The following is a 20,642-nucleotide window of genomic DNA, read 5'->3' on the forward strand; positions in this document are numbered from 1 at the left end:
CTGGAACAAACGCCCAACACCAGCCCAAGGCTTGCCAATGCCGAAATCTGTAGACCGTATTCCGCCGATGCCGCGTATCCAGGCAATTGATCCGAAAAGCTCCGAACAGAGCTGGGAAAGCGCCTCGCAATTGCTCGCCGCGCTCAACGGAGCGCGCCTGGGCGCCTGGTATTGGGACATCGAGCGCGGGCAGATCAGCTGGTCCCGGGGTACGCAGGCGCTGTTCGGCTTCGATCCACGGCAACCGCTGCCCCATGACCTGGAATACCTCGACCTGCTGCCGCCAGAGGATCGCGCCAAAACCGTTCGTGCGTTTCACGCGGTCATTGGCGGTGCGCCACTGGAGCAGGCCATGCACCACCGCATCCGCTGGCCCGACGGCAGCCTGCACTGGCTGGAAATCAGCGGCAGCCTGTTGCCGGACAAGCATGGCCGGCCGCGGATGATCGGCGTAATCCGCGAGATCACTCACCAGCGCCAGCGCGAGCAGGCGTTGAGCAGCTCGGAAAAACGCTTTGCTACCCTGTTTCACCTGTGCCCGAACATGGTTCTGCTGACCCGCCAGGAAGACGGCCTGATTACCGAAGCCAACCAGTATTTCGAAAGCCTGTTCGGTTGGCCGGTGCAAAACGCGATCGGCCGCACCACCCTGGAACTGGGGCTGTGGGTGCACCCCGAGCAACGGGCCGATCTGGTCAAGGCCACTAAAGCCAAGGGCGATGTGGTCAGCATGGAAGTGCAGTTCCGCGCCAGCAACGGCCAGATCCATGACGGCATCCTCAGTGCGCAAAAAGTCGAGCTCGAAGGCCAGCCCTATCTACTGAGCACCTTCCTCGACACCACCGAACGCAAAGTCGCCGAACACGCCCTCAAGGACAGCCAGGAACGCCTCGACCTGGCCCTGGATTCGGCGCAACTCGGCACCTGGGACTGGCACATTCCCAGCGGCATGCTCTACGGATCGGCACGGGCCGCCCAACTGCATGGCCTGGAAGCCAAACCCTTCCACGAATCCTTCGACGAGTTCTTCGAAGGCGTGCCCGGCGAAGAGCGCGACACCATGCGCGACGCCTACCGCAGCCTGCGCGAAGGCCCGGCCGGCAACTATCAATTGACCTACCGCGTGCAATTGCCCGACGGCAGCTCACGCTACCTGGAAAGCCGCGCCCGCCTCTACCGCGATGACAACGGCGTGCCGGTGCGCATGGCCGGCACCTTGCTCGACATCACCGACCAGGTGGAGCGCGAACAAAGGCTGGTGGCTTCCGAAGAAAAATTCGCCACGCTGTTCCAGGTCAGCCCCGATCCGATCTGCGTCACCCACCAGGACAGCGGCCAGTTCATCGAAATCAACTCCAGCTTCACCCAGACCTTCGGCTGGAGCACCGCCGATGTGATCGGCCGCAGCGCCGACGAAATCGGCCTGTGGGACGCCTCGGCGAAAAGCCTGCGACGGATCGAACAAGTGATCCGCGAACAAGGCCTGAATAACGTCGCCATTCTCGTCCAGCACAAGGACGGACAGGCCCTGACCTGCGTGATTTCCAGCCGCCAGATCAGCGTCGGCGACCAGCCCTGCATCGTCACCACGCTACGCGACATCACCCAGCAACAACGCTCGGAAGCGGCGCTCAAGGCCAGTGAAGAGAAATTTGCCAAGGCCTTCCACTCCAGCCCCGACGCCATCACCATCACCGAGCGCGACACCGGCCGCTATCTGGAGGTCAACGACGGTTTCTGCCGCCTGACCGGCTACCGCGCCGAAGAAGTGGTCGGCCGCACGGTGTACCAGGTCGGGATCTGGGCGGAAGAAAAACAACGCTCGGCGCTGCTGGCCGAATTGCAGATCAAGGGTCGGGTTCATCACCAGGAAATGCTCGGGCGCAACAAGCGCGGCGAACTGCTCACCGTCGAAGTCTCGGTGGAGCCGATCACCCTCAACGAAACCGCCTGCCTGCTGTTGACCGCGCGGGACGTGAGCCTGCTGAAAAACGCCGAAGCGCAGATTCGCCACCTGGCCTACCACGACCCACTGACCAACCTGCCCAACCGTGCCTTGCTGATGGACCGCCTGAGCCAGCAGATCGCCCTGCTCAAACGGCATAACCTGCGTGGCGCGCTGATGTTCCTCGACCTCGACCATTTCAAGCACATCAACGACTCCCTCGGGCACCCGGTGGGCGATACCGTGCTGAAAATCATCACCGCGCGCCTGGAGGCCAGCGTGCGCATGGAGGACACCGTTGCGCGCCTGGGTGGCGACGAATTCGTGGTGCTGCTCAGCGGCCTCGAAGGCTCGCGCAGCGAAGTCAGCGATCAGGTTCGCGAACTGGCCGACACCCTCCGCGAGCTGCTGTCCGAACCGATGTTCCTCGACGGCCAGCGCCTGCAAGTGACGCCCAGTATCGGCATTGCGCTGATCCCCGATCACGGCTCGACCCCGACCGACCTGCTCAAACGCGCCGACATCGCGCTCTATCGCGCCAAGGACTCGGGACGCAATACCGCGCAGATGTACCACAACACCATGCAGAAGGCCGCGAGCGAACGCCTGCGCATGGAAACCGACCTGCGCCTGGCCCTGTCCCGGGGCGAGTTCCGCGTGCATTACCAACCCCAGGTCGACGCCCGGGGCGACCGCATCGTCGGCGCCGAGGCCCTGGTGCGCTGGAATCACCCGGAACTCGGCGCGCAGTCACCCACCGAGTTCATCAAGGTGCTGGAGGACAGCGGACTGATCCTGGAGGTCGGCACCTGGATCCTCGACGAAGCCTGCCAGGCCTTCAAGCAATTGATCGACCGAGGCCTGGTGAACCCGTACAAATTCAGCCTGTGCGTGAACATCAGCCCGCGCCAGTTCCGCCAGAACGATTTCGTTGAACGCGTTGAAAACAGCCTCGCCACCTATGGGCTGCCCTGCACGTTGCTGAAGCTGGAAATCACCGAAGGCATCGTGATCCAGAACCTGGAAGACACCATCGGCAAAATGCGCCGCCTGAAAAAACTCGGCGTGAGCTTCGCCATGGACGACTTCGGCACAGGCTATTCCTCGCTGACCTACCTCAAGCGCCTGCCGGTCGACACCCTGAAAATCGACCAGTCGTTCATCCGCGACGCCACCAGCGACCCGAACGACGCCGAGATCATCCGCGCCATCGTCGCCATGGCCCGCAGCCTGGATTTGAAAGTGATTGCCGAAGGGGTGGAAACAGCGGAGCAGCTTGAGTTCCTGCAGGGGCTGGAGTGCCACTTCTACCAAGGGTATTTGCACAGCCCGCCGTTGCCGGTGGAAGAGTTTCAGTTGTTGCTCAAATAGACGTTGGGGGGATCATTTTCACGCACCGATCATCAGACAACCTGATAAAGAACAATCCTACACCGGATAAAGAAACGCCTGATTTATACCTGCCTTCTACTTGCCTAACGTGCCCGCCCCTGCAGACAACACAAAGGCGGGGCAGGCATGAGGCGCTCTCGCATCACGGACGGGCAACTGGACGCGTGCCGCAAGAACCCATCTACACTGAAAAATCGTATCGATCGACGCTCGCTCCACACATTCCTCCGGCTGAGACCCTATCGACGTGCCCAGCATCTACCAGATCAAACCTGCGTTTCAAAACCTCCTGCGGCCGCTGGTCCAACGTCTGTTCAACAAGGGCACCACAGCTAACCGGATTACCCTGATGGCCGGCATCGGCTCGGTGCTGGTGGGCGCGATTATCGCCGCTTTCGTGCATCACCCCTGGGTGTTCGCGCTGGTGCCGGTGTGGATGATCGTGCGCATGGCGCTCAACGCCATCGACGGCATGCTGGCTCGGGAATTCGGCCAACAGTCGCGCCTGGGCGCCTACCTCAATGAGCTATGCGATATCGCCGCCGACTGTGCCCTGATCCTGCCTTTTGCCCTGTTGCCGGACGTCAGCCAGTGGCTGGTGCTGCTGGCGACCCTGCTCGCCTTGTTCAGCGAGTACAGCGGCGTGCTGGGGCCGATGATCGGCGCCTCGCGGCGCTACGACGGGCCCATGGGCAAAAGTGACCGGGCTTTCGTGCTGGGGGTCGTGGCCGCCGGTATCGCCTTGGGTTGGATCAATGCCCTGTGGATCAATGGGGTGTTCGCGATCATCGCGGTGCTGTTGCTCTGCACATTGATAAATCGGGTCCGCCAGGGCCTCAGGGAAGTACAACAAGACGGCTCTTCAGCCTAAGGAATTGGCAATGCGCGAAGCTCGCCAGCAGACATTCACCACCCATGACGGCGTGGAACTGTTTTACCGATCCTGGCCTGGCACCCTTGCCCTGGCCGAGGCGCGCAAGGCCGTGCTGTTGTTTCATCGCGGCCATGAGCACTCGGGGCGCATTGCCCACTTGGTGGATGAGCTGGACCTGCCCGACTACGACTTCTTTGCCTGGGATGCCCGGGGTCATGGCCTCTCGCCAGGCGCCCGTGGCGACAGCCCTGGCTTTGCCACCAGCGTGCGCGACGTGCAGACCTTCTGCGACCACCTGAAGGCGACTTACCGGATTGACGAGGAAAATCTCGCGGTGATCGCCCAGAGCGTTGGCGCAGTGATCGTCGCCACCTGGGCTCACGATTACGCGCCACGCATACGCTCGCTGGTGCTGGCGTCGCCGGCGTTCAAGGTCAAGCTCTATGTGCCCTTCGCCCGCCAAGGGCTGGCACTGCTGCGCAAGTGGCGCGGCAACTTTTTCGTCAACAGCTACGTCAAGGCACGCTTTCTCAGTCATGATCAGCAACGCGTCGTCAGCTATGACAACGACCCGCTGATCACCAAGGCCATTTCGGTCAACGTCTTGCTCGGCCTCTACGAAGCAGCCGAACGGGTCGTGGCCGATGCCCAGGCCATTCAGATCCCCACCCAGCTGTTGATCTCCGGTGCCGATTTCGTCGTGCATCGCCAACCCCAGGAACAGTTCTTCGATCGCCTGGGCAGTCTGCACAAGGAAAAACATGTACTGCCGGGGTTCTTCCACGACACCCTGGGCGAAAAGAATCGCAGCCCGGCCCTCGCCAGTGCACGCCGCTTCATCCTGCAGAACTTCGACCAACCGAGCGCCCGCCCTTCCCTGTTGGCCGCCGATCGCCTGGGTCTGACCTGCGCCGAGTCCGAATCGCTGGCCGCACCGCTACCGCACAACTCCCTGCGCGACCTGTATTGGCGCATGACCCGCGCCAGCATGCGCCTGGGCAGCCAGCTATCGGCGGGGATCAAGCTGGGGTTCGACACAGGGTTCGACTCCGGCAGCACCCTTGACTACGTCTACCGCAACACACCCACCGGCACATCCGGTCTCGGTCGCATGATCGACCGCAACTACCTGGACTCCATCGGCTGGCGCGGCATTCGCCAACGCAAACTGCACGTCGAGGATCTGCTGCGCCTGGCGATGCAGCAATTGCGCGACCAAGGACACGAAGTGCGCATCGTCGACATCGCCGCCGGACACGGGCGCTACATTCTCGAAGCCTTGCAGGGCGTCAGCCCGCTGCCCGAGTCGATTCTGCTGCGCGACTACAGCGACATCAATGTGCGCGACGGCAGTGCGCTGATCCGCGAAAAAGGCCTGGAAGGGATCGCTCGATTCGTCAAGGGCGATGCCTTCGACCGTGCCGATCTGGCCGCACTGGCCCCCAAGCCGACCCTGGCGGTGGTATCCGGTTTGTACGAGCTGTTCGCCGACAATCAAATGGTCAGCGCGTCCCTCGCCGGGCTGGCCGAAGCCGTCGAACCCGGTGGCTATCTGATCTATACCGGTCAACCCTGGCACCCGCAGCTGGAACTGATCGCCCGCGCCCTCACCAGCCACCGTGAAGGCCAGGCGTGGGTCATGCGCCGGCGCACCCAGGCGGAAATGGACCAACTGGTGGAGGCCGCCGGCTTTCGTCGAATCGACCTGCGCGTCGATGAGTGGGGCATCTTCAGCGTGGCCCTCGCGCAACGGGTGTCGTGATGCAGCTCACGGCAACGGCGGTACGCGAGCCTGGCTTGCTCAAATCGGCGGTGCTCTGGCTTTTGCTGTTGGCGCCGATGTTTTTCGGCACCTACGGTTTCGCCACCTGGGTCACTACCCAGCGCGGCGATGTCGGCAGCCTGGTGTTCGAGTGGGAAAACCACATGCCCTTCTGGGCCTGGACGATTGTCCCTTACTGGTCCATCGACCTGCTTTACGGCTTGTCCCTGCTGCTACCGCGCAGCCGCGAGGAACTGAAACGCCACGCCTTGCGCCTGCTGACAGCACAGGTGATTGCCGTCAGTTGCTTTCTGATCTGGCCGCTGCGCTTCACGTTTGCCCGACCGGAACTGGATGGCGTATTTGGCTGGCTGTTCGACGTCCTCGCCGGCTTTGACAAGCCGTTCAACCAGGCACCCTCGCTGCACATCGCCTTGCTGGTGATCCTCTGGGCCTGCTATCAGCGGCACTTGCAGGGCATCTGGCGCACGGTGATGCATGGTTGGTTCGCCCTGATCGGGGTCTCGGTGCTGACCACTTACCAGCACCACTTCATCGATCTGCCCACCGGAGCGATGCTCGGTTGGCTGTGTGTATGGCTATGGCCGCTGGAGGGGCCTTCTGTCCCGCAAACCGCGCATCTGGCACCCCGGGGGAAACGCTGGAAACTGGCGCTGTATTACCTGCTGGGGGTGGCAGCGTTCACTGTCCCGGCTTTTGCCTTGGGGGGAATCTGGCTGTGGCTGCTCTGGCCGGCGCTGGCACTGCTGCTGGTGGCGTTCAATTACGCCGTGCTGGGGGCTGGCGGCTTTCAGAAGCGCGCCGATGGACGCCTGTCAGCCGCCGCCCGCTGGCTACTGGCCCCCTATCTGGCCGCCGCCTGGCTCAACTCGCGCCTGTGGACCCGCAAGAGTCCAGATCCCGATCAGGTACTCGACAACGTCTGGCTTGGGCGCATACCGACTCGCCAAGAACTCGAGGACTGTGCCTTTACTGCCGTATTCGACCTGTGTGCCGAACTGTCGCTGAACCCGGGCTCCGTCGCTTACCGATCGCTGCCTGTATTGGACCTGACCGCCCCCACCGCCGCGCAATGTCAGGAGGCGGCGCTGTCCATCGAAAGCTTGCGTCAGCAAGGTCCGCTGCTGGTCTGCTGCGCCCTGGGCTATTCGCGTAGCGCCACGGCGGTGGCCGCGTGGCTGCTACACAGCGGGCGGGCTGCCAACATCGATGAAGCTATTTGGCTGATCCAGTGCGCGCGTCCAGGGATTGTTTTGGGTCCCCTTCAACGAAAAGCCCTGGAGCAGGTAGCGACCCGCATGGAGAGCAGCATTGTCCATTGATATGCAACTGCAGGTGACAGCCAGTCTGTTGCGACGTGGCGACTTGCTGGATCGACTGTCCACCGGGTTCACCCTGTTGGGCGCCTTGCTGGGCCTCAGTCAGTACGTCCTGACCAGCCCGGGATTCTGGGGCGTGACCTGCAGCAGCGGGCTGCTGGTGCTCGGTCTGTGGCAGAAATACTGGGCAGTGCGGGTCGCTTTCGATGCCGATCTGTTCCGGCGCCTTGCCGAGAGCGCCGCAGATCTCGGCGAGCGCACCCAAGCCCTGGATCAAGCCCTGACAGCGCTGAATCTACAGCCCGCCGAACGCTCCGGCCGTACCTGGGACCAACGCATTGCCGGCGCCCTGAAGCTGTTGCGTCGCCAGGCATTGCTGGTGGCGGCACAAGTTCTGTTGACCCTGGTTTTCATCTTGGCGGCCCCTTGGCTGGCCGTAGCGGGATAAGGAGTTCTCATGCTGGAACCCGTGGTTGCCACACTCATCACCTCTGCCGCGCGTCTACTCACTGGCGCCCGTAGCCTTTGGCTCGGTTGCGCACCGCAAGCAGTGCAGCGCATCTATTTCGCCAACCACAGCAGCCATGGCGATTTCGTGCTGCTGTGGGCGTCGTTGCCGCCGACCTTGCGCGATATCACCCGACCGGTCGCTGGCGCCGATTACTGGCTCAAAAGCCCACTGCGCCGGTACATCATCAACCGGGTGTTCAATGGCGTGCTGATTGACCGGGAGCGCAAGGATAATGCCGAGAATCCGTTGCAGCCGATGCTCGATGCCCTGGCAAACGGCGATTCGCTGATCATCTTCCCCGAAGGCACACGCAACCCCGAAGACGGCCTGCTGCCGTTCAAAAGCGGGCTGTATCACCTGGCGAAACAGTACCCCGACGCGCAATTGATCCCGGTGTGGATCGCCAATCTCAACCGAGTCATGCCCAAGGGGCGCGTGCTGCCACTACCGCTTTTATGCACCATCAGCTTTGGCGCCGCGCTGACCCTGGACGAAGAGGAAAGCAAGGCGCAGTTTCTCGAGCGCAGTCGAGAAGCGCTGCTGAACCTGGCTGGGGAGCATGCCTGACATGGACAGACAAACCTTGATGTTATTTGCCGGCATCGGTGCATTTCTATTGTTGGCCTCGTTCATCGGTTTCGTACTCAAACGACGCACCCAAGGCACCGCCAACCCGGTGATCGACAACCTCAACGCCCGGATAAATGCCTGGTGGGTGATGGTGCTGGTGATCGGTGTTGCCTTCTGGCTCGGCACCACAGCGGTGATCCTGCTGTTCTACACCGTGTCCTTCTACGCCCTGCGCGAATTCATGACCCTCACGCCGACCCGCCGCAGCGACTACCCGGCTCTGGTAGCGGCGTTCTACCTGGCGCTGCCACTGCAGTACCTGCTGATTTACTACGATTGGTACGGGCTGTTTTCGATCTTCATCCCGGTCTACGTGTTTTTGCTGCTGCCAATCCTGGCGTCCCTGGGCGGCGACAGCACGCACTTTCTCGAGCGAGCCTCGAAGGTCCAGTGGGGCCTGATGATCGCGGTGTTCTGCGTGTCCCACGTGCCCGCCCTGCTGACCCTGGACATCGCCGGCTATGAAGGTCGAAACCTGCTGTTGATCGCCTATCTGGTGATCGTGGTGCAGATGTCGGACGTGCTGCAATACGTGTGCGGCAAGTTGTTCGGCAAACGCAAGATCGCGCCGAAGCTATCGCCGTCGAAAACAGTGGAAGGCTTTGTCGGCGGTATTTTGCTGGCCTCGCTGATCGGCTGCGCCTTGTGGTGGATCACACCTTTCACTGCCTGGCAGTCACTGCTCATCGCCTTACTGATCAACTTGCTGGGGTTCGCCGGTGGCATCGTGATGTCGGCGATCAAGCGCGACCGTGGCGTAAAGGACTGGGGGCACATGATCGAAGGCCATGGAGGCATGCTCGACCGATTGGACTCGGTGTGTTTTGCGGCGCCGATCTTCTTTCATCTGGTGCGCTACGGCTGGACCTGAACGGCAAAAAAAAAGACCCCGACAAGTCGGGGTCTTTTTGTTCTGGCCGGTTGCTTGATCAATCACGACACCCGGCATCAAGCTCGACTCAGTGTTGCAAAGCCGGCTTCTGCGCCCCGTTGATCGGGATGCGCTTGGCTTTCGCCTCTTCCGGAATCACCCGCAGCAGGTCGATGCTCAACAGCCCGTTGCTCAGGCCGGCAGCCTTGATCTCGATGTGGTCCGCCAGACGGAAGGACAGCTTGAATGCACGCTGGGCAATGCCCTGGTGCAGGAAGGTCACGCCTTCGTTGGCGTCACGTTTGCCACCACTGATGGTCAGCACACCCTTTTCGACCTGCAGCTCCAGGTCATCTTCCTGGAAACCGGCGGCGGCTACGACGATACGGTATTGATCGTCACCGTGTTTTTCCACGTTGTAGGGTGGGTAGGTGCTGCCTGGCTCATTGCGCAGGGCGGTTTCGAACAGGTCGTTGAAACGGTCGAAACCTACCGAGGAACGGAACAGTGGTGCCAGGGAAAATGCAGTACTCATGGTTCAAATCTCCTGAAAACAATCAGCAAGGTTTTTTGTCTCCGCGACCCGAATTCGGCATCGCGTAACCCTTAGATAGGGACCGCTGATTGCATTTCAAGAGCTTATTTTCTGCTTTTTTTTAAAAGAGCTTCAGGCGGCTTCAGCCACCGGCAGCCCCAACAAGCGCGAGACGTTATCCAGTTCGGTTTCACGACGCAGGACGGTGAACAGCTCTACCGCCTCGGGATAATTGCGGGTCAGCATCGCCAGCCATTGCTTCAGGCGACCCGGCGATTGGCGCGGCGTCATCTGCGCCTTGGCTTGCAGCCAGAAGTCCTGGATCAGCGGCAACAGCTCGTTCCAGGTCATCTCCACGACCTCTTCACCAGCCCGGGCAGCAGCGATCTGCTTCGCCAGATCGGGGCGCGAAACCAGGCCGCGACCGAGCATGATGTCTTCCACGCCACTGATCTCGCGGCAACGGCGCCAGTCTTCGACGCTCCAGATATCACCATTGGCGAACACCGGCACCTTGACCACGTCCTGCACCCGCGGAATCCACTCCCAGTGCGCCGGCGGCTTGTAGCCATCGACCTTGGTCCGCGCGTGCACCACGATATGTTCCGCTCCGCCTTCGGCCAGGGCCGTGGCACACACCAGCGAACCGTCCGGGCTGTCGAAGCCCAGACGCATCTTGGCGGTGACCGGAATGTGCGCGGGGACGGCACGACGGACGTGCTCGACGATCTGGTTGAGCAGCTCGGGTTCCTTGAGCAGGACCGCGCCACCACGGGATTTGTTGACGGTCTTGGCCGGGCAGCCAAAGTTCAGGTCAATCACTTCGGAACCCAGCTCGCAAGCCAGCGCGGCATTTTCCGCCAGGCACACCGGGTCGGAACCGAGCAGTTGCACACGCAGCGGCACACCGGAGGCCGTCCGGGCACCGTTGAGCAGCTCCGGGCCGAACTTGTGGAAATAGGCAGGCGTCAGCAACTGGTCGTTGACCCGAATGAACTCGGTCACGCACCAGTCAATACCACCCACGCGGGTCAGCACATCGCGCAGGATGTCGTCGACCAACCCCTCCATGGGCGCCAAAGCAATTTGCATGAAAAACACACTCGAGGAAAATCGTGCGGCAGTTTACTGGGTTTCAGCAATGAAAAGGTAAACCCCCTGTGTAGGAGCTGCCGCAGGCTGCGATCTTTTGATCTTAAAAAATCAAGATCAAAAGATCGCAGCCTGCGGCAGCTCCTACACAGAGATTGTGTCAGGCTGGGGTGAGTAGCGCCGGGCCATAGCCTTCGATGAACTCCGTCGGCATGCGCTTGGGTTTGCCGGTGGACAGCTCGATGCAGACGAACGTGGTTTGCGCGCGCAGCAACGTTGTATTGTCGCTGGGGCGGATCAGCTGGAAGTGCCGGGTCATTTTCAGGCGCTGGTCCCAATCGACGATCCAGGTCGCCAATTGCAACTCGTCGCCTTCATAGGCCGCTGCCAGGTAATCGATCTCGTGTCGCACCACCGCCATCGCCCGGTCCAGCCGCCGGTATTCGACCAGATCCAGGCCAAGGCGTTGGGAGTGGCGCCAGGCGCAGCGTTCGAGCCAGGTTACGTAGACTGCGTTGTTCGCGTGTCCCAGCCCGTCGATGTCCTCGGCGTCCACTTGCAGATCAATGATAAATGGCGTTTCCCGATCCCAGCCCATGCCCCACTCCCGGTCAGATGATTTCGACCGGGGCAGTGTAACGGAAGCTCAAGCGGATTGGCGTGATTGCAGACTGCGACCGGCCAGCAGTGATAACACGCCATCAATCACTCGGGGGTCGGCCAATACGCGCTGATGACCACCCTCCTTCAAGCGCAGCAAGCGACTGTCGAACCACGCTTCGTGGATCAATTCCGACTCGCTGACCGGGACGAAGTCATCATCTTCGGCGTGAACGATCAGGCCTGGCATATCGAGTTGATAGTGCGCGACATCCAGCATCGCAGCGCGCATGCCGACATCATTCTCGACTTGGCGAATGAACGCCGAGCGAGCCTTCGGTGGCAGCCCCACATAACGGGCGAAACCACGCAGCACGCCGAGAATCCGCGCCGGGGCGGCAATGCTCACCAGGGTTTCGGTGCGCAAACCCAACTGGACCGCGAGCATGGCACTGGCGCCACCCATGGAGTGGCCGATGACCGCTTGCAGCGGCGGCAGTTCGGAAGCGGCTTCAAGCATGGCGCGAGCAAACAGCACCACATTCGCCTCCCTGCCCGGTGAGCGGCCGTGGGCCGGACCATCCAGGGCGACGACCGAGTAACCGGCATCGACCAGCGCGGTGATGAGGCTGGCAAACTGCGTCGGCCGACCTTCCCAGCCGTGCATCAGCAGTACGGCTGGCCCCTGCCCCCAACGCAGCGCCGACAGGCCAAACCGCAGGGTTATGCGCTCGGATCGCGCCAGCAGCGGAAGTTCCCAGTCACGGGGCGGCAGGTCCCGCGGAGTCATGAAGGCCAGTCGCATTTTGCTAGCGACCAGTTTCGGGGCAAACCAGCCCAAGGTGCCATTAACGCCACGAACCCACTTTAACGCGCTCATCGCATTCTCCTCAGGCCGCAGCCTTCAGGGTCAACGCACTGCCGATTTGGCGGCGCGCAGTAATCGATCGGACAACTCTCCCGGCCCCAGCGCCCGCGCCAGAGCCAGCCCACCCACCATCAAGGCCATATCGGCCAGGGCTTTTTCGGTTTCTTCTGGACTGGCCGCCAACTGAGCGACCATCAATTCCATATGCTCATTCAGGGCGACACGAAACGCTTCCGGCAGCCGCCCCAGTTCGCCGACCGATGCCGGGATCGGACAGGCCGACTCGGAGGAGTCACGGTGCTTGCGCGACAGATAGAACGCGGCCACCAGCGCGCGACGCTCTTCACCGGTCAACTCCGCGTCCATGTCGGCAATCAGGTCGCGGCGGTGACCGAGCAATTGCTTGAACGCCTCGAGCATCATCGCGTCCTTGCTTTCGAAGTGTGCGTAGAAGCCGCCGACCGTCAGGCCCGCCGCACCCATCACTTCGCCCACGCTTGGCTCGGCCGGACCGCGCTGAATCAGCGCTGCGCTGGCAGCCTTGAGGATGCGCTCGCGGGTTTGAGCTTTTTTATCGTTCATCGTCGCCTCCGAATATTACGATTGAAATATTATTCTCATAATAAATTTTAGCAAGTCTTGGGTGTGACCGCTGGTCTGAAGAACAGTTTTTTTGGAAATGGAGGAATTTGGCCAAACGCCAGACAAACAAAAGGGCCATTCAATAATTGAATGACCCTTATAAATCCCGCAGAGCGGGTAATCGTGGCGTCCCCTAGGGGACTCGAACCCCTGTTACCGCCGTGAAAGGGCGGTGTCCTAGGCCACTAGACGAAGGGGACACAAACCCTTCTATACAACTGATCAGTGCTGAGAGCTGATCGATTCAAGGCCGGTGTGGCCAGACCTTGAACTGTAAAATTGGTGGAGCTAAGCGGGATCGAACCGCTGACCTCCTGCATGCCATGCAGGCGCTCTCCCAGCTGAGCTATAGCCCCGGATTTTTCGCCTCGCGGCGGAGCGACATCTTGCAACATCGCTTCTGTAAAACTGGCGTCCCCTAGGGGACTCGAACCCCTGTTACCGCCGTGAAAGGGCGGTGTCCTAGGCCACTAGACGAAGGGGACGCAAACCCTTCCATACAACTGATCAACGCTGAGTGTTGATCGCTTCAAGGCCGGTGTGGCCAGGCCTTGAAGTGTAAATTGGTGGAGCTAGACGGGATCGAACCGTCGACCTCTTGCATGCCATGCAAGCGCTCTCCCAGCTGAGCTATAGCCCCTCATCGTTGATGTCATCGCTGAGGACGGGGCGAATCTTAAGGGCGTATCGAAAGCCTGTCAAACTTATTTTTGAAATTTTTCAAAATTTTTTGTCGGCATAACAACCACTTACCGCCCTCCCCCCGGAAATTCGGGAGGTTTACACCCAACGCAGACCTGTAGGAGCTGCCGAAGGCTGCGATCTTTTGACGTTGGCTTTTGGAAGCAAGATCAAAAGATCGCAGCCTGCGGCAGCTCCTACAGGGTATCAAGAGCGTTTAGGCGATAGCGGCCAACAGCTTTTCCCACTCTTTGTTTTCTTTCTTCGACACACCGCCCAGCAGGTCGATGGCCTGGCGCAGACGGAACCGGGTCAGGTCCGGACCAAGGATTTCCATCGCATCAAGCACCGACACCGAGCTCGCCTGGCCGGTGATCGCGGCAAACATCAGCGGCATGGCATCACGCAGCTTCAACTCCAGGGATTCGACTACGGCCTGGATCGTCGCGGTGATGCTGTCCTTCTCCCACTGACGCAGGCTTTCGAGCTTCCACAGGATCAACTGCATCAACTGACGGACCTGATCACCCGACAGCTTCTTGGATTCGAACAGCTTGGCATCCGGATTCACGCCACCGGCAAAGAAGAACCCGGCCAGCGGTGCCACCTGGCTGAAGGTTTCGACCCGGCCCTGCACGTGCGGCGCGATCTTCATCATGTATTCGGCGTTGAACGCCCACTTCTGCACGCGCGCGGCGAACTCTTCCACCGGCAGGTCACGCAGCCATTGGCCGTTGAGCCAGGACAGCTTCTCGATGTCGAAGATCGGCCCGCCGAGGGACACACGCTTCAGATCGAAGTGGTCGACCATTTCCTGCAACGAGAACTTCTCGCGCTCGTCCGGCATCGACCAGCCCATGCGGCCCAGGTAGTTGAGCATCGCTTCCGGCATGAAGCCCATGCGCTCGTAGAACGTCACCGAGGTCGGGTTCTTGCGCTTGGACAGCTTGCTCTTGTCCGGGTTACGCAGCAGCGGCATGTAGCACAGCTCCGGCTGTTCCCAGCCGAAGTACTCGTATAGCAGGATCAGCTTCGGTGCCGATGGCAGCCACTCTTCGCCGCGCAATACATGGGTGATGCCCATCAGGTGATCGTCGACCACGTTGGCCAGGAAGTACGTCGGCAGGCCGTCGGTCTTCATCAGGACTTGCATGTCCATGCGGTCCCACGGGATTTCAACGTCGCCACGCAACATGTCCGGCACCACGCAGACGCCTTCACTCGGCACCTTCATGCGGATCACATGGGGTTCGCCAGCGGCCAGGCGACGGGCGACTTCTTCCTTGGACAGCAGCAACGCGCGGCCGTCGTAACGCGGGGTTTCACCGCGAGCCATCTGCTCGGCGCGCATCTGGTCCAGCTCTTCGGCGGTGCAGAAGCACGGGAAGGCATGCCCCATGTCGACCAGTTGCTGGCAATACTTCTGATAAATATCGCCGCGCTCGCTTTGCCGGTACGGACCGTGCGGGCCGCCGACGTCCGGGCCTTCGCTCCAGTCGATCCCCAGCCAGCGCAAGGCGTCGAAAATCTGCTGCTCGGACTCACGGGTCGAGCGCAATTGGTCGGTGTCTTCGATCCGCAGGATGAACTCACCGCCGTGCTGCTTGGCAAAGCAGTAGTTGAACAAGGCGATGTAGGCGGTACCTACGTGGGGATCCCCGGTAGGCGATGGCGCGATGCGAGTGCGGACGGTGGTCATGGCATGTCTCGAAAAGAAAAAAAAGCGAAGTTCAAACTAGGCGCGAATGGTAACAGGCGACAGCCGCCCGGCTCCAGCGAACAGGGCATTTAAGCCAAGGTTGCGTCTGTAACGCCCCTATGACGCGGTGAATGGCCGAATATCCGCCCATGGCATTTACCACTTATCGGCTGTATGCCAGATTTGCCTGCTGATAACTTCCCTTACAATTTCTCGACTACAGTTTGCCTCATGCCTGCCCAACTCAAGCGTCGCCTCTTTACATTCCTGCTGATGGTCCTGTTGATTGCCGGGGGCCTGTTTGCCCAGTGGTTCTTCAAGGGGCGCTTTTATGAAAGCACCGACAACGCTTATGTCCAGGGCGAGATCACCCGTGTGTCGAGCCAACTGGGCGCACGCATCGATCAGGTGCTGGTGCAGGACAACCAGCATGTCGAGAAAGGCCAGTTGCTGATCAAACTCGAAGGCGACGACTTCCGTCTCGCTGTCGACCGCGCCAATGCCGCCCTGGCCACCCGCCAGGCCGAGCGCCTGCAAGCCCAGAGCAAGCTGACCCAGCAGGCCAGCCTGATTGCCGCCAGCGAAGCGCAAGTCGCGTCCAGCCAGGCCAGCCTGGGCCGCTCGCAGATCGACCTGACCCGCGCCGAGACCTTGCGCAAACCCGGTTATGTCTCGGAAGAACGGGTGACCACCCTCTCTGCCGAATCCCACATTGCCCGCTCGCAAGTGGCCAAGGCCCAGGCCGACGCACAAAGTCAGCGCCAGCAAGTCAACGCGCTGACCGCCGAGATCAAACGCCTGGACGCGCAGATCGCCAACGCAAAAACCGACCTGGCCCAGGCCGAACTGAACCTGACCCGCAGCGAAATCCACGCCCCCATCAGCGGCCTGATCGGCCAGCGTGCCGCCCGCGAAGGCCAATACGTGCAGGCCGGTGCCTACCTGCTGTCGATCGTGCCGGACGAAGACATCTGGATTCAGGCCAACTTCAAGGAAACCCAGATCGGCCACATGCAACCCGGCCAGGAAGCCGAACTGACCTTCGACGCCTACAGCGACACGCCGATCAAAGCCCGTGTCGACAGCCTGTTCGCCGCCTCGGGCGCGCAGTTCAGCCTGCTGCCGCCGGACAATGCCACGGGCAACTTCACCAAAGTCGTGCAACGGATTCCGGTAAAACTGACCTTCGCCGCCGACAATCCATTGCGCGGCAAGATTCGTCCGGGCATGTCGGTGACCGCCAAGGTGAACATCAAGGATGCCCCTGCAGACGTCACCCCCAAAGTGAGCAGCAAAGACGCCGCCGACGATGGCCGGTGATCAACTGATCCGCCCGGTCGGCGAGCCGACCCGGCGGGACTGGATCGCGGTGATGAGCGTGATGCTCGGCGCCTTCATGGCGGTGCTGGACATCCAGATCACCAATTCCTCGCTCAAGGATATCCAGGGCGCGCTGTCGGCGACCCTGGAGGAAGGCTCGTGGATTTCCACCTCCTACCTGGTGGCGGAGATCATCATGATCCCGCTCACCGCCTGGCTCGTACAGTTGCTATCGGCGCGACGCCTGGCGGTATGGGTGTCCCTCGGGTTTCTCGCGGCCTCCCTGCTCTGCTCCATGGCCTGGAGCCTGGAGAGCATGATCGTGTTCCGCGCCCTGCAGGGGTTTACCGGCGGCGCGCTGATTCCGCTGGCGTTCACCCTGACCCTGATCAAGCTCCCGGAACACCACCGCGCCAAAGGCATGGCCATGTTCGCCATGACCGCCACCTTCGCGCCCTCCATCGGCCCGACCCTCGGCGGCTGGCTGACGGAGAACTGGGGCTGGGAATACATTTTCTACATCAACATCCCGCCCGGCCTGATCATGATCGCCGGCCTGATGTACGGCCTGGAGAAGAAAGAAGCGCACTGGGAATTGCTGAAAAGCACCGACTACGCCGGGATTCTCACCCTCGGCGTCGGGCTCGGTTGCTTGCAGGTATTCCTGGAGGAAGGCCATCGCAAGGACTGGCTGGAATCCAGCCTGATCGTGACCCTGGGCAGCATCGCGCTGGTCAGCCTGATCACCTTCGTCATCGTGCAGTTTTCCAAACCCAATCCGCTGATCAACCTCGGCATCCTCGGCAACCGCAACTTCGGCTTGTCCAGCATTTCCAGCGTCGGCATGGGGGTCGGGTTGTACGGCTCGATCTACCTGCTGCCGCTGTACCTGGCGCAGATCCAGAACTACAACGCCCTGCAGATCGGTGAAGTGATCATGTGGATGGGGGTGCCGCAGCTGTTTCTGATCCCGCTGGTGCCCAAACTGATGAAGTTCATCTCGCCGAAATGGCTGTGCACATTGGGCTTCGGGCTATTCGGGTTGGCGAGCTTCTCTTCGGGCGTGCTGAACCCGGACTTTGCCGGGCCGCAGTTCAATCAGATCCAGATCATCCGCGCCCTGGGCCAGCCGCTGATCATGGTCACCATCTCGCTGATCGCGACGTCCTACATCCTGCCCCAGGATGCAGGGTCGGCATCGAGCCTGTTCAACATCCTGCGCAACCTCGGCGGGGCCATCGGCATCGCCCTGCTCGCCACGCTGCTGGATGCGCGGACCAAGGTTTATTTCGATTACCTGCGTGAGTCCATCGTGCCGAGCAATCCACAGGTGGCCGAGCGCATTGCCTCGCTGACCGACCGGTTGGGCAGTGAAACGGCGGCACTGGGCAAGCTCAGCGAGATCGCGCATCAACAGGCGTCGATCATGGCCTACAACGATGCATTTCATTTTGTCGGGATCGCGCTGGGGATCAGCATGCTGGCGGTGTTGCTGACCCGGAAATTGCCGGCGGGGTTGAAGGCTGGGGAAGCACACTAATTGATACTTGCAGTGCCCTGACCGACCTCATCGCGAGCAAGCTCGCTCCCACAGGGATCACCTTGAACCTTGTGGGAGCGAGCTTGCTCGCGATGGCGGCCTGACAGGCACTGCAAATCTCAAACAGTGATCAACCGCTCGCGCAACTTGGTAATTTCGTCGCGCATCTGCGCCGCGGCTTCGAATTCCAGGTCACGTGCCAACTGGTACATCTTCTCTTCCAGCCCCTTGATGCGCTTGGCAATCTCACCCGGCGAGCGCAATTCGGCTTCGTACCTGGCGTTCTCTTCGGCGGCCTTGGCCATGCCTTTGCGCTTCTTGCTGCGCGAGCCGGGCACCGTGGCGCCTTCCATGATGTCGGCGACGTCCTTGAACACGCCTTTGGGCGTGATGCCATTGGCCAGGTTAAAGGCAATCTGCTTGTCGCGACGACGCTCGGTTTCGCCGATGGCCCGCTCCATGGAGCCCGTGATGCGGTCGGCATACAGAATCGCCCGGCCGTTGAGGTTACGCGCCGCCCGCCCGATGGTCTGGATCAGCGAGCGCTCGGAGCGCAGGAAGCCTTCCTTGTCGGCATCGAGGATCGCCACCAGCGACACTTCCGGCATGTCCAGGCCTTCGCGCAACAGGTTGATGCCCACCAGCACATCGAAGGTGCCCAGGCGCAGGTCGCGGATGATTTCGACCCGCTCCACGGTGTCGATGTCCGAGTGCAGGTAGCGCACGCGCACCCCGTGGTCGGCCAGATAGTCGGTCAAGTCTTCGGCCATGCGCTTGGTCAGCGTCGTGACCAGCACCCGCTCTTCCAGAGCGACACGCTTGGTGATTTCCGACAGCAAGTCGTCGACCTGGGTCAGTGCCGGGCGGATCTCGATTTGCGGATCCACCAGCCCGGTCGGGCGCACCACCATGTCAATCACGCGCCCGGCGTGCTCGGCTTCATAGTTGCCCGGCGTCGCCGAGACGAAAATCGTCTGCGGGCTGATGCTTTCCCATTCATCGAAACGCATCGGCCGGTTGTCCAGGGCCGAGGGCAGGCGGAAACCGTATTCGACCAGGGTTTCCTTGCGCGAGCGGTCGCCCTTGTACATGGCGCCCACCTGCGGAACGCTGACGTGGGATTCGTCGATCACCAGCAAGGCATCGGCCGGCAGGTAATCGTAAAGGGTTGGTGGCGCCGCGCCGGCTTCGCGACCGGACAGATAGCGCGAATAGTTTTCGATGCCGTTGCAGTAACCCAGCTCGAGGATCATCTCCAGATCGAAACGGGTGCGCTGCTCCAGGCGCTGGGCTTCCACCAGCTTGTTGTTGGAGCGCAGATATTCCAGGCGCTCCTGCAACTCGACCTTGATGCCTTCGACCGCGCCCATCAGGGTTTCCCGGGGCGTGACGTAGTGGCTCTTCGGGTAGAAAGTGAAGCGCGGCAGCTTGCGGATGACTTCGCCGGTCAGCGGATCGAAGGCCGACAGGCTTTCCACTTCATCGTCGAACAGTTCGATGCGGATCGCTTCGAAATCCGATTCCGCCGGGTGGATATCGATCACGTCGCCGCGCACACGGAAGGTCGCACGGGCGAATTCCATGTCGTTGCGGGTGTATTGCAGGTCGGCCAGGCGCCGCAGCAATTCACGCTGGTCGAGCTTGTCGCCGCGATCCACGTGCAACACCATCTTCAGATAGGTTTCCGGGCTACCCAGGCCGTAGATGCACGACACCGTGGTGACGATGATCGCGTCCTTGCGCTCGAGCAATGCCTTGGTCGCCGACAGCCGCATCTGTTCGATGTGGTCGTTGATCGAGGCATCTTTCTCGATGAAGGTGTCCGAGGACGGCACGTAGGCTTCGGGCTGGTAGTAGTCGTAGTAGGAAACGAAATACTCCACCGCGTTGTTCGGGAAAAACGCCTTGAACTCCCCGTACAACTGCGCCGCCAGGGTCTTGTTCGGCGCCAGCACCAGCGTCGGGCGCTGCACCTGGGCAATCACGTTGGCGATGCTGAAGGTCTTGCCCGAGCCGGTCACACCGAGCAGCGTCTGGTGCGCCAGCCCGGCCTCGATGCCCTCGACCATCAGGCGGATGGCTTCCGGCTGATCGCCGGCGGGCTCAAAACGGGTGACTAGCTGGAATTCAGACATGAAATACCTCTGGATCACTCTTGCCGGACAAACCGGCACGAACGAGAAAGACCGCAAACGACCGATGTCGCCCGAGGAAAAAACTGGATTGTGCTCAATGTGGAGCCGATTGCCAGCGCTTTCAAGGCAAACGTCCTGCATCACGCAAAACCTTTGCCGAGACCAATCGACTGACGGTCGATAAATAATCGGAAAAACTTGCCTT

The 20,642-nt window shown here is 61.2% G+C and carries 16 protein-coding genes and 4 tRNA genes; 9 read left to right on the forward strand and 11 right to left on the reverse strand.

Annotation, left to right across the window (positions count from 1 at the left end; genetic code table 11):
- The first annotated feature begins 37 nt into the window (after positions 1 to 37).
- From KW838_RS21760 to KW838_RS21790, 7 genes are all read left to right on the forward strand, one after another.
- Positions 38 to 3,316, forward strand: a complete 3,279-nt coding sequence (locus KW838_RS21760; RefSeq protein ID WP_218503549.1) for a PAS domain S-box protein — start codon at positions 38 to 40, stop codon at positions 3,314 to 3,316.
- A gap of 268 nt (positions 3,317 to 3,584) precedes the next feature.
- Positions 3,585 to 4,208 carry a CDP-alcohol phosphatidyltransferase family protein gene (locus KW838_RS21765; RefSeq protein ID WP_218503550.1) on the forward strand — a complete coding sequence of 208 codons (624 nt, stop codon included), beginning with the start codon at positions 3,585 to 3,587 and terminating at the stop codon, positions 4,206 to 4,208.
- A gap of 10 nt (positions 4,209 to 4,218) precedes the next feature.
- Positions 4,219 to 5,973, forward strand: a complete 1,755-nt coding sequence (locus KW838_RS21770; protein ID WP_218503551.1) for a bifunctional alpha/beta hydrolase/class I SAM-dependent methyltransferase — start codon at positions 4,219 to 4,221, stop codon at positions 5,971 to 5,973.
- On the forward strand, positions 5,973 to 7,316 hold the full coding sequence (locus KW838_RS21775; protein ID WP_218503552.1) for a phosphatase PAP2/dual specificity phosphatase family protein: 1,344 nt from the start codon (positions 5,973 to 5,975) through the stop codon (positions 7,314 to 7,316). Before KW838_RS21770 ends, KW838_RS21775 begins: the two co-directional genes overlap by 1 nt.
- Complete coding sequence (locus tag KW838_RS21780; RefSeq protein WP_218503553.1) at positions 7,306 to 7,761, forward strand: hypothetical protein; 456 nt, start codon at positions 7,306 to 7,308, stop codon at positions 7,759 to 7,761. The genes KW838_RS21775 and KW838_RS21780 overlap by 11 nt, the downstream gene beginning before the upstream one ends.
- A 9-nt stretch (positions 7,762 to 7,770) precedes the next feature.
- The gene (locus KW838_RS21785; protein WP_218503554.1) at positions 7,771 to 8,391 is read left to right on the forward strand and encodes a 1-acyl-sn-glycerol-3-phosphate acyltransferase; all 621 of its coding nucleotides are present in this window, start codon (positions 7,771 to 7,773) and stop codon (positions 8,389 to 8,391) included.
- 1 nt (position 8,392) lies between these two features.
- Positions 8,393 to 9,325 (forward strand): phosphatidate cytidylyltransferase, encoded by a 933-nt coding sequence (locus KW838_RS21790; protein WP_218503555.1) that lies wholly within the window; start codon positions 8,393 to 8,395, stop codon positions 9,323 to 9,325.
- 88 nt (positions 9,326 to 9,413) lie between these two features.
- On the opposite strand, the gene KW838_RS21795 is transcribed toward KW838_RS21790, so the two are convergent.
- The 10 genes from KW838_RS21795 to gltX form a co-directional block, all read right to left on the reverse strand.
- Complete coding sequence (locus tag KW838_RS21795; protein WP_085722999.1) at positions 9,414 to 9,860, reverse strand: Hsp20 family protein; 447 nt, start codon at positions 9,858 to 9,860, stop codon at positions 9,414 to 9,416.
- A gap of 132 nt (positions 9,861 to 9,992) precedes the next feature.
- The gene (locus tag KW838_RS21800; RefSeq protein WP_102701162.1) at positions 9,993 to 10,952 is read right to left on the reverse strand and encodes a tRNA-dihydrouridine synthase; all 960 of its coding nucleotides are present in this window, start codon (positions 10,950 to 10,952) and stop codon (positions 9,993 to 9,995) included.
- Positions 10,953 to 11,112: 160 nt separating this feature from the next.
- Positions 11,113 to 11,550 (reverse strand): thioesterase family protein, encoded by a 438-nt coding sequence (locus KW838_RS21805; protein ID WP_218503556.1) that lies wholly within the window; start codon positions 11,548 to 11,550, stop codon positions 11,113 to 11,115.
- Between the two features lie 48 nt (positions 11,551 to 11,598).
- Positions 11,599 to 12,432, reverse strand: coding sequence for an alpha/beta fold hydrolase (locus KW838_RS21810; protein ID WP_218503557.1), 834 nt, complete (start codon positions 12,430 to 12,432; stop codon positions 11,599 to 11,601).
- 30 nt (positions 12,433 to 12,462) lie between these two features.
- A complete protein-coding gene (locus KW838_RS21815) occupies positions 12,463 to 13,002 on the reverse strand; it encodes a TetR/AcrR family transcriptional regulator (RefSeq protein WP_218503558.1) in 540 nt (179 codons plus the stop codon).
- Positions 13,003 to 13,186: 184 nt separating this feature from the next.
- Positions 13,187 to 13,262 (reverse strand) — tRNA-Glu (locus KW838_RS21820).
- Positions 13,263 to 13,342: 80 nt separating this feature from the next.
- Positions 13,343 to 13,418 (reverse strand) — tRNA-Ala (locus KW838_RS21825).
- Between the two features lie 53 nt (positions 13,419 to 13,471).
- Positions 13,472 to 13,547: transfer RNA gene (locus KW838_RS21830), tRNA-Glu, on the reverse strand.
- 79 nt (positions 13,548 to 13,626) lie between these two features.
- Positions 13,627 to 13,702: transfer RNA gene (locus KW838_RS21835), tRNA-Ala, on the reverse strand.
- A gap of 258 nt (positions 13,703 to 13,960) precedes the next feature.
- On the reverse strand, positions 13,961 to 15,442 hold the full coding sequence (gene gltX / locus KW838_RS21840; RefSeq protein ID WP_218503559.1) for a glutamate--tRNA ligase: 1,482 nt from the start codon (positions 15,440 to 15,442) through the stop codon (positions 13,961 to 13,963).
- 231 nt (positions 15,443 to 15,673) lie between these two features.
- Here gltX and KW838_RS21845 point away from each other — a divergent pair, with 231 nt between their 5' ends.
- A complete protein-coding gene (locus KW838_RS21845) occupies positions 15,674 to 16,762 on the forward strand; it encodes an HlyD family secretion protein (RefSeq protein WP_218503560.1) in 1,089 nt (362 codons plus the stop codon).
- A gap of 49 nt (positions 16,763 to 16,811) precedes the next feature.
- Positions 16,812 to 18,302 carry an MDR family MFS transporter gene (locus KW838_RS21850; protein WP_173862144.1) on the forward strand — a complete coding sequence of 497 codons (1,491 nt, stop codon included), beginning with the start codon at positions 16,812 to 16,814 and terminating at the stop codon, positions 18,300 to 18,302.
- Between the two features lie 119 nt (positions 18,303 to 18,421).
- On the opposite strand, the gene uvrB is transcribed toward KW838_RS21850, so the two are convergent.
- On the reverse strand, positions 18,422 to 20,437 hold the full coding sequence (gene uvrB, locus KW838_RS21855) for an excinuclease ABC subunit UvrB (RefSeq protein ID WP_218503561.1): 2,016 nt from the start codon (positions 20,435 to 20,437) through the stop codon (positions 18,422 to 18,424).
- Positions 20,438 to 20,642 lie beyond the last annotated feature (205 nt).

The organism is Pseudomonas sp. PDM27, from assembly GCF_019219205.1.
Taxonomy (GTDB): Bacteria; Pseudomonadota; Gammaproteobacteria; order Pseudomonadales; family Pseudomonadaceae; genus Aquipseudomonas; species Aquipseudomonas laurylsulfatiphila.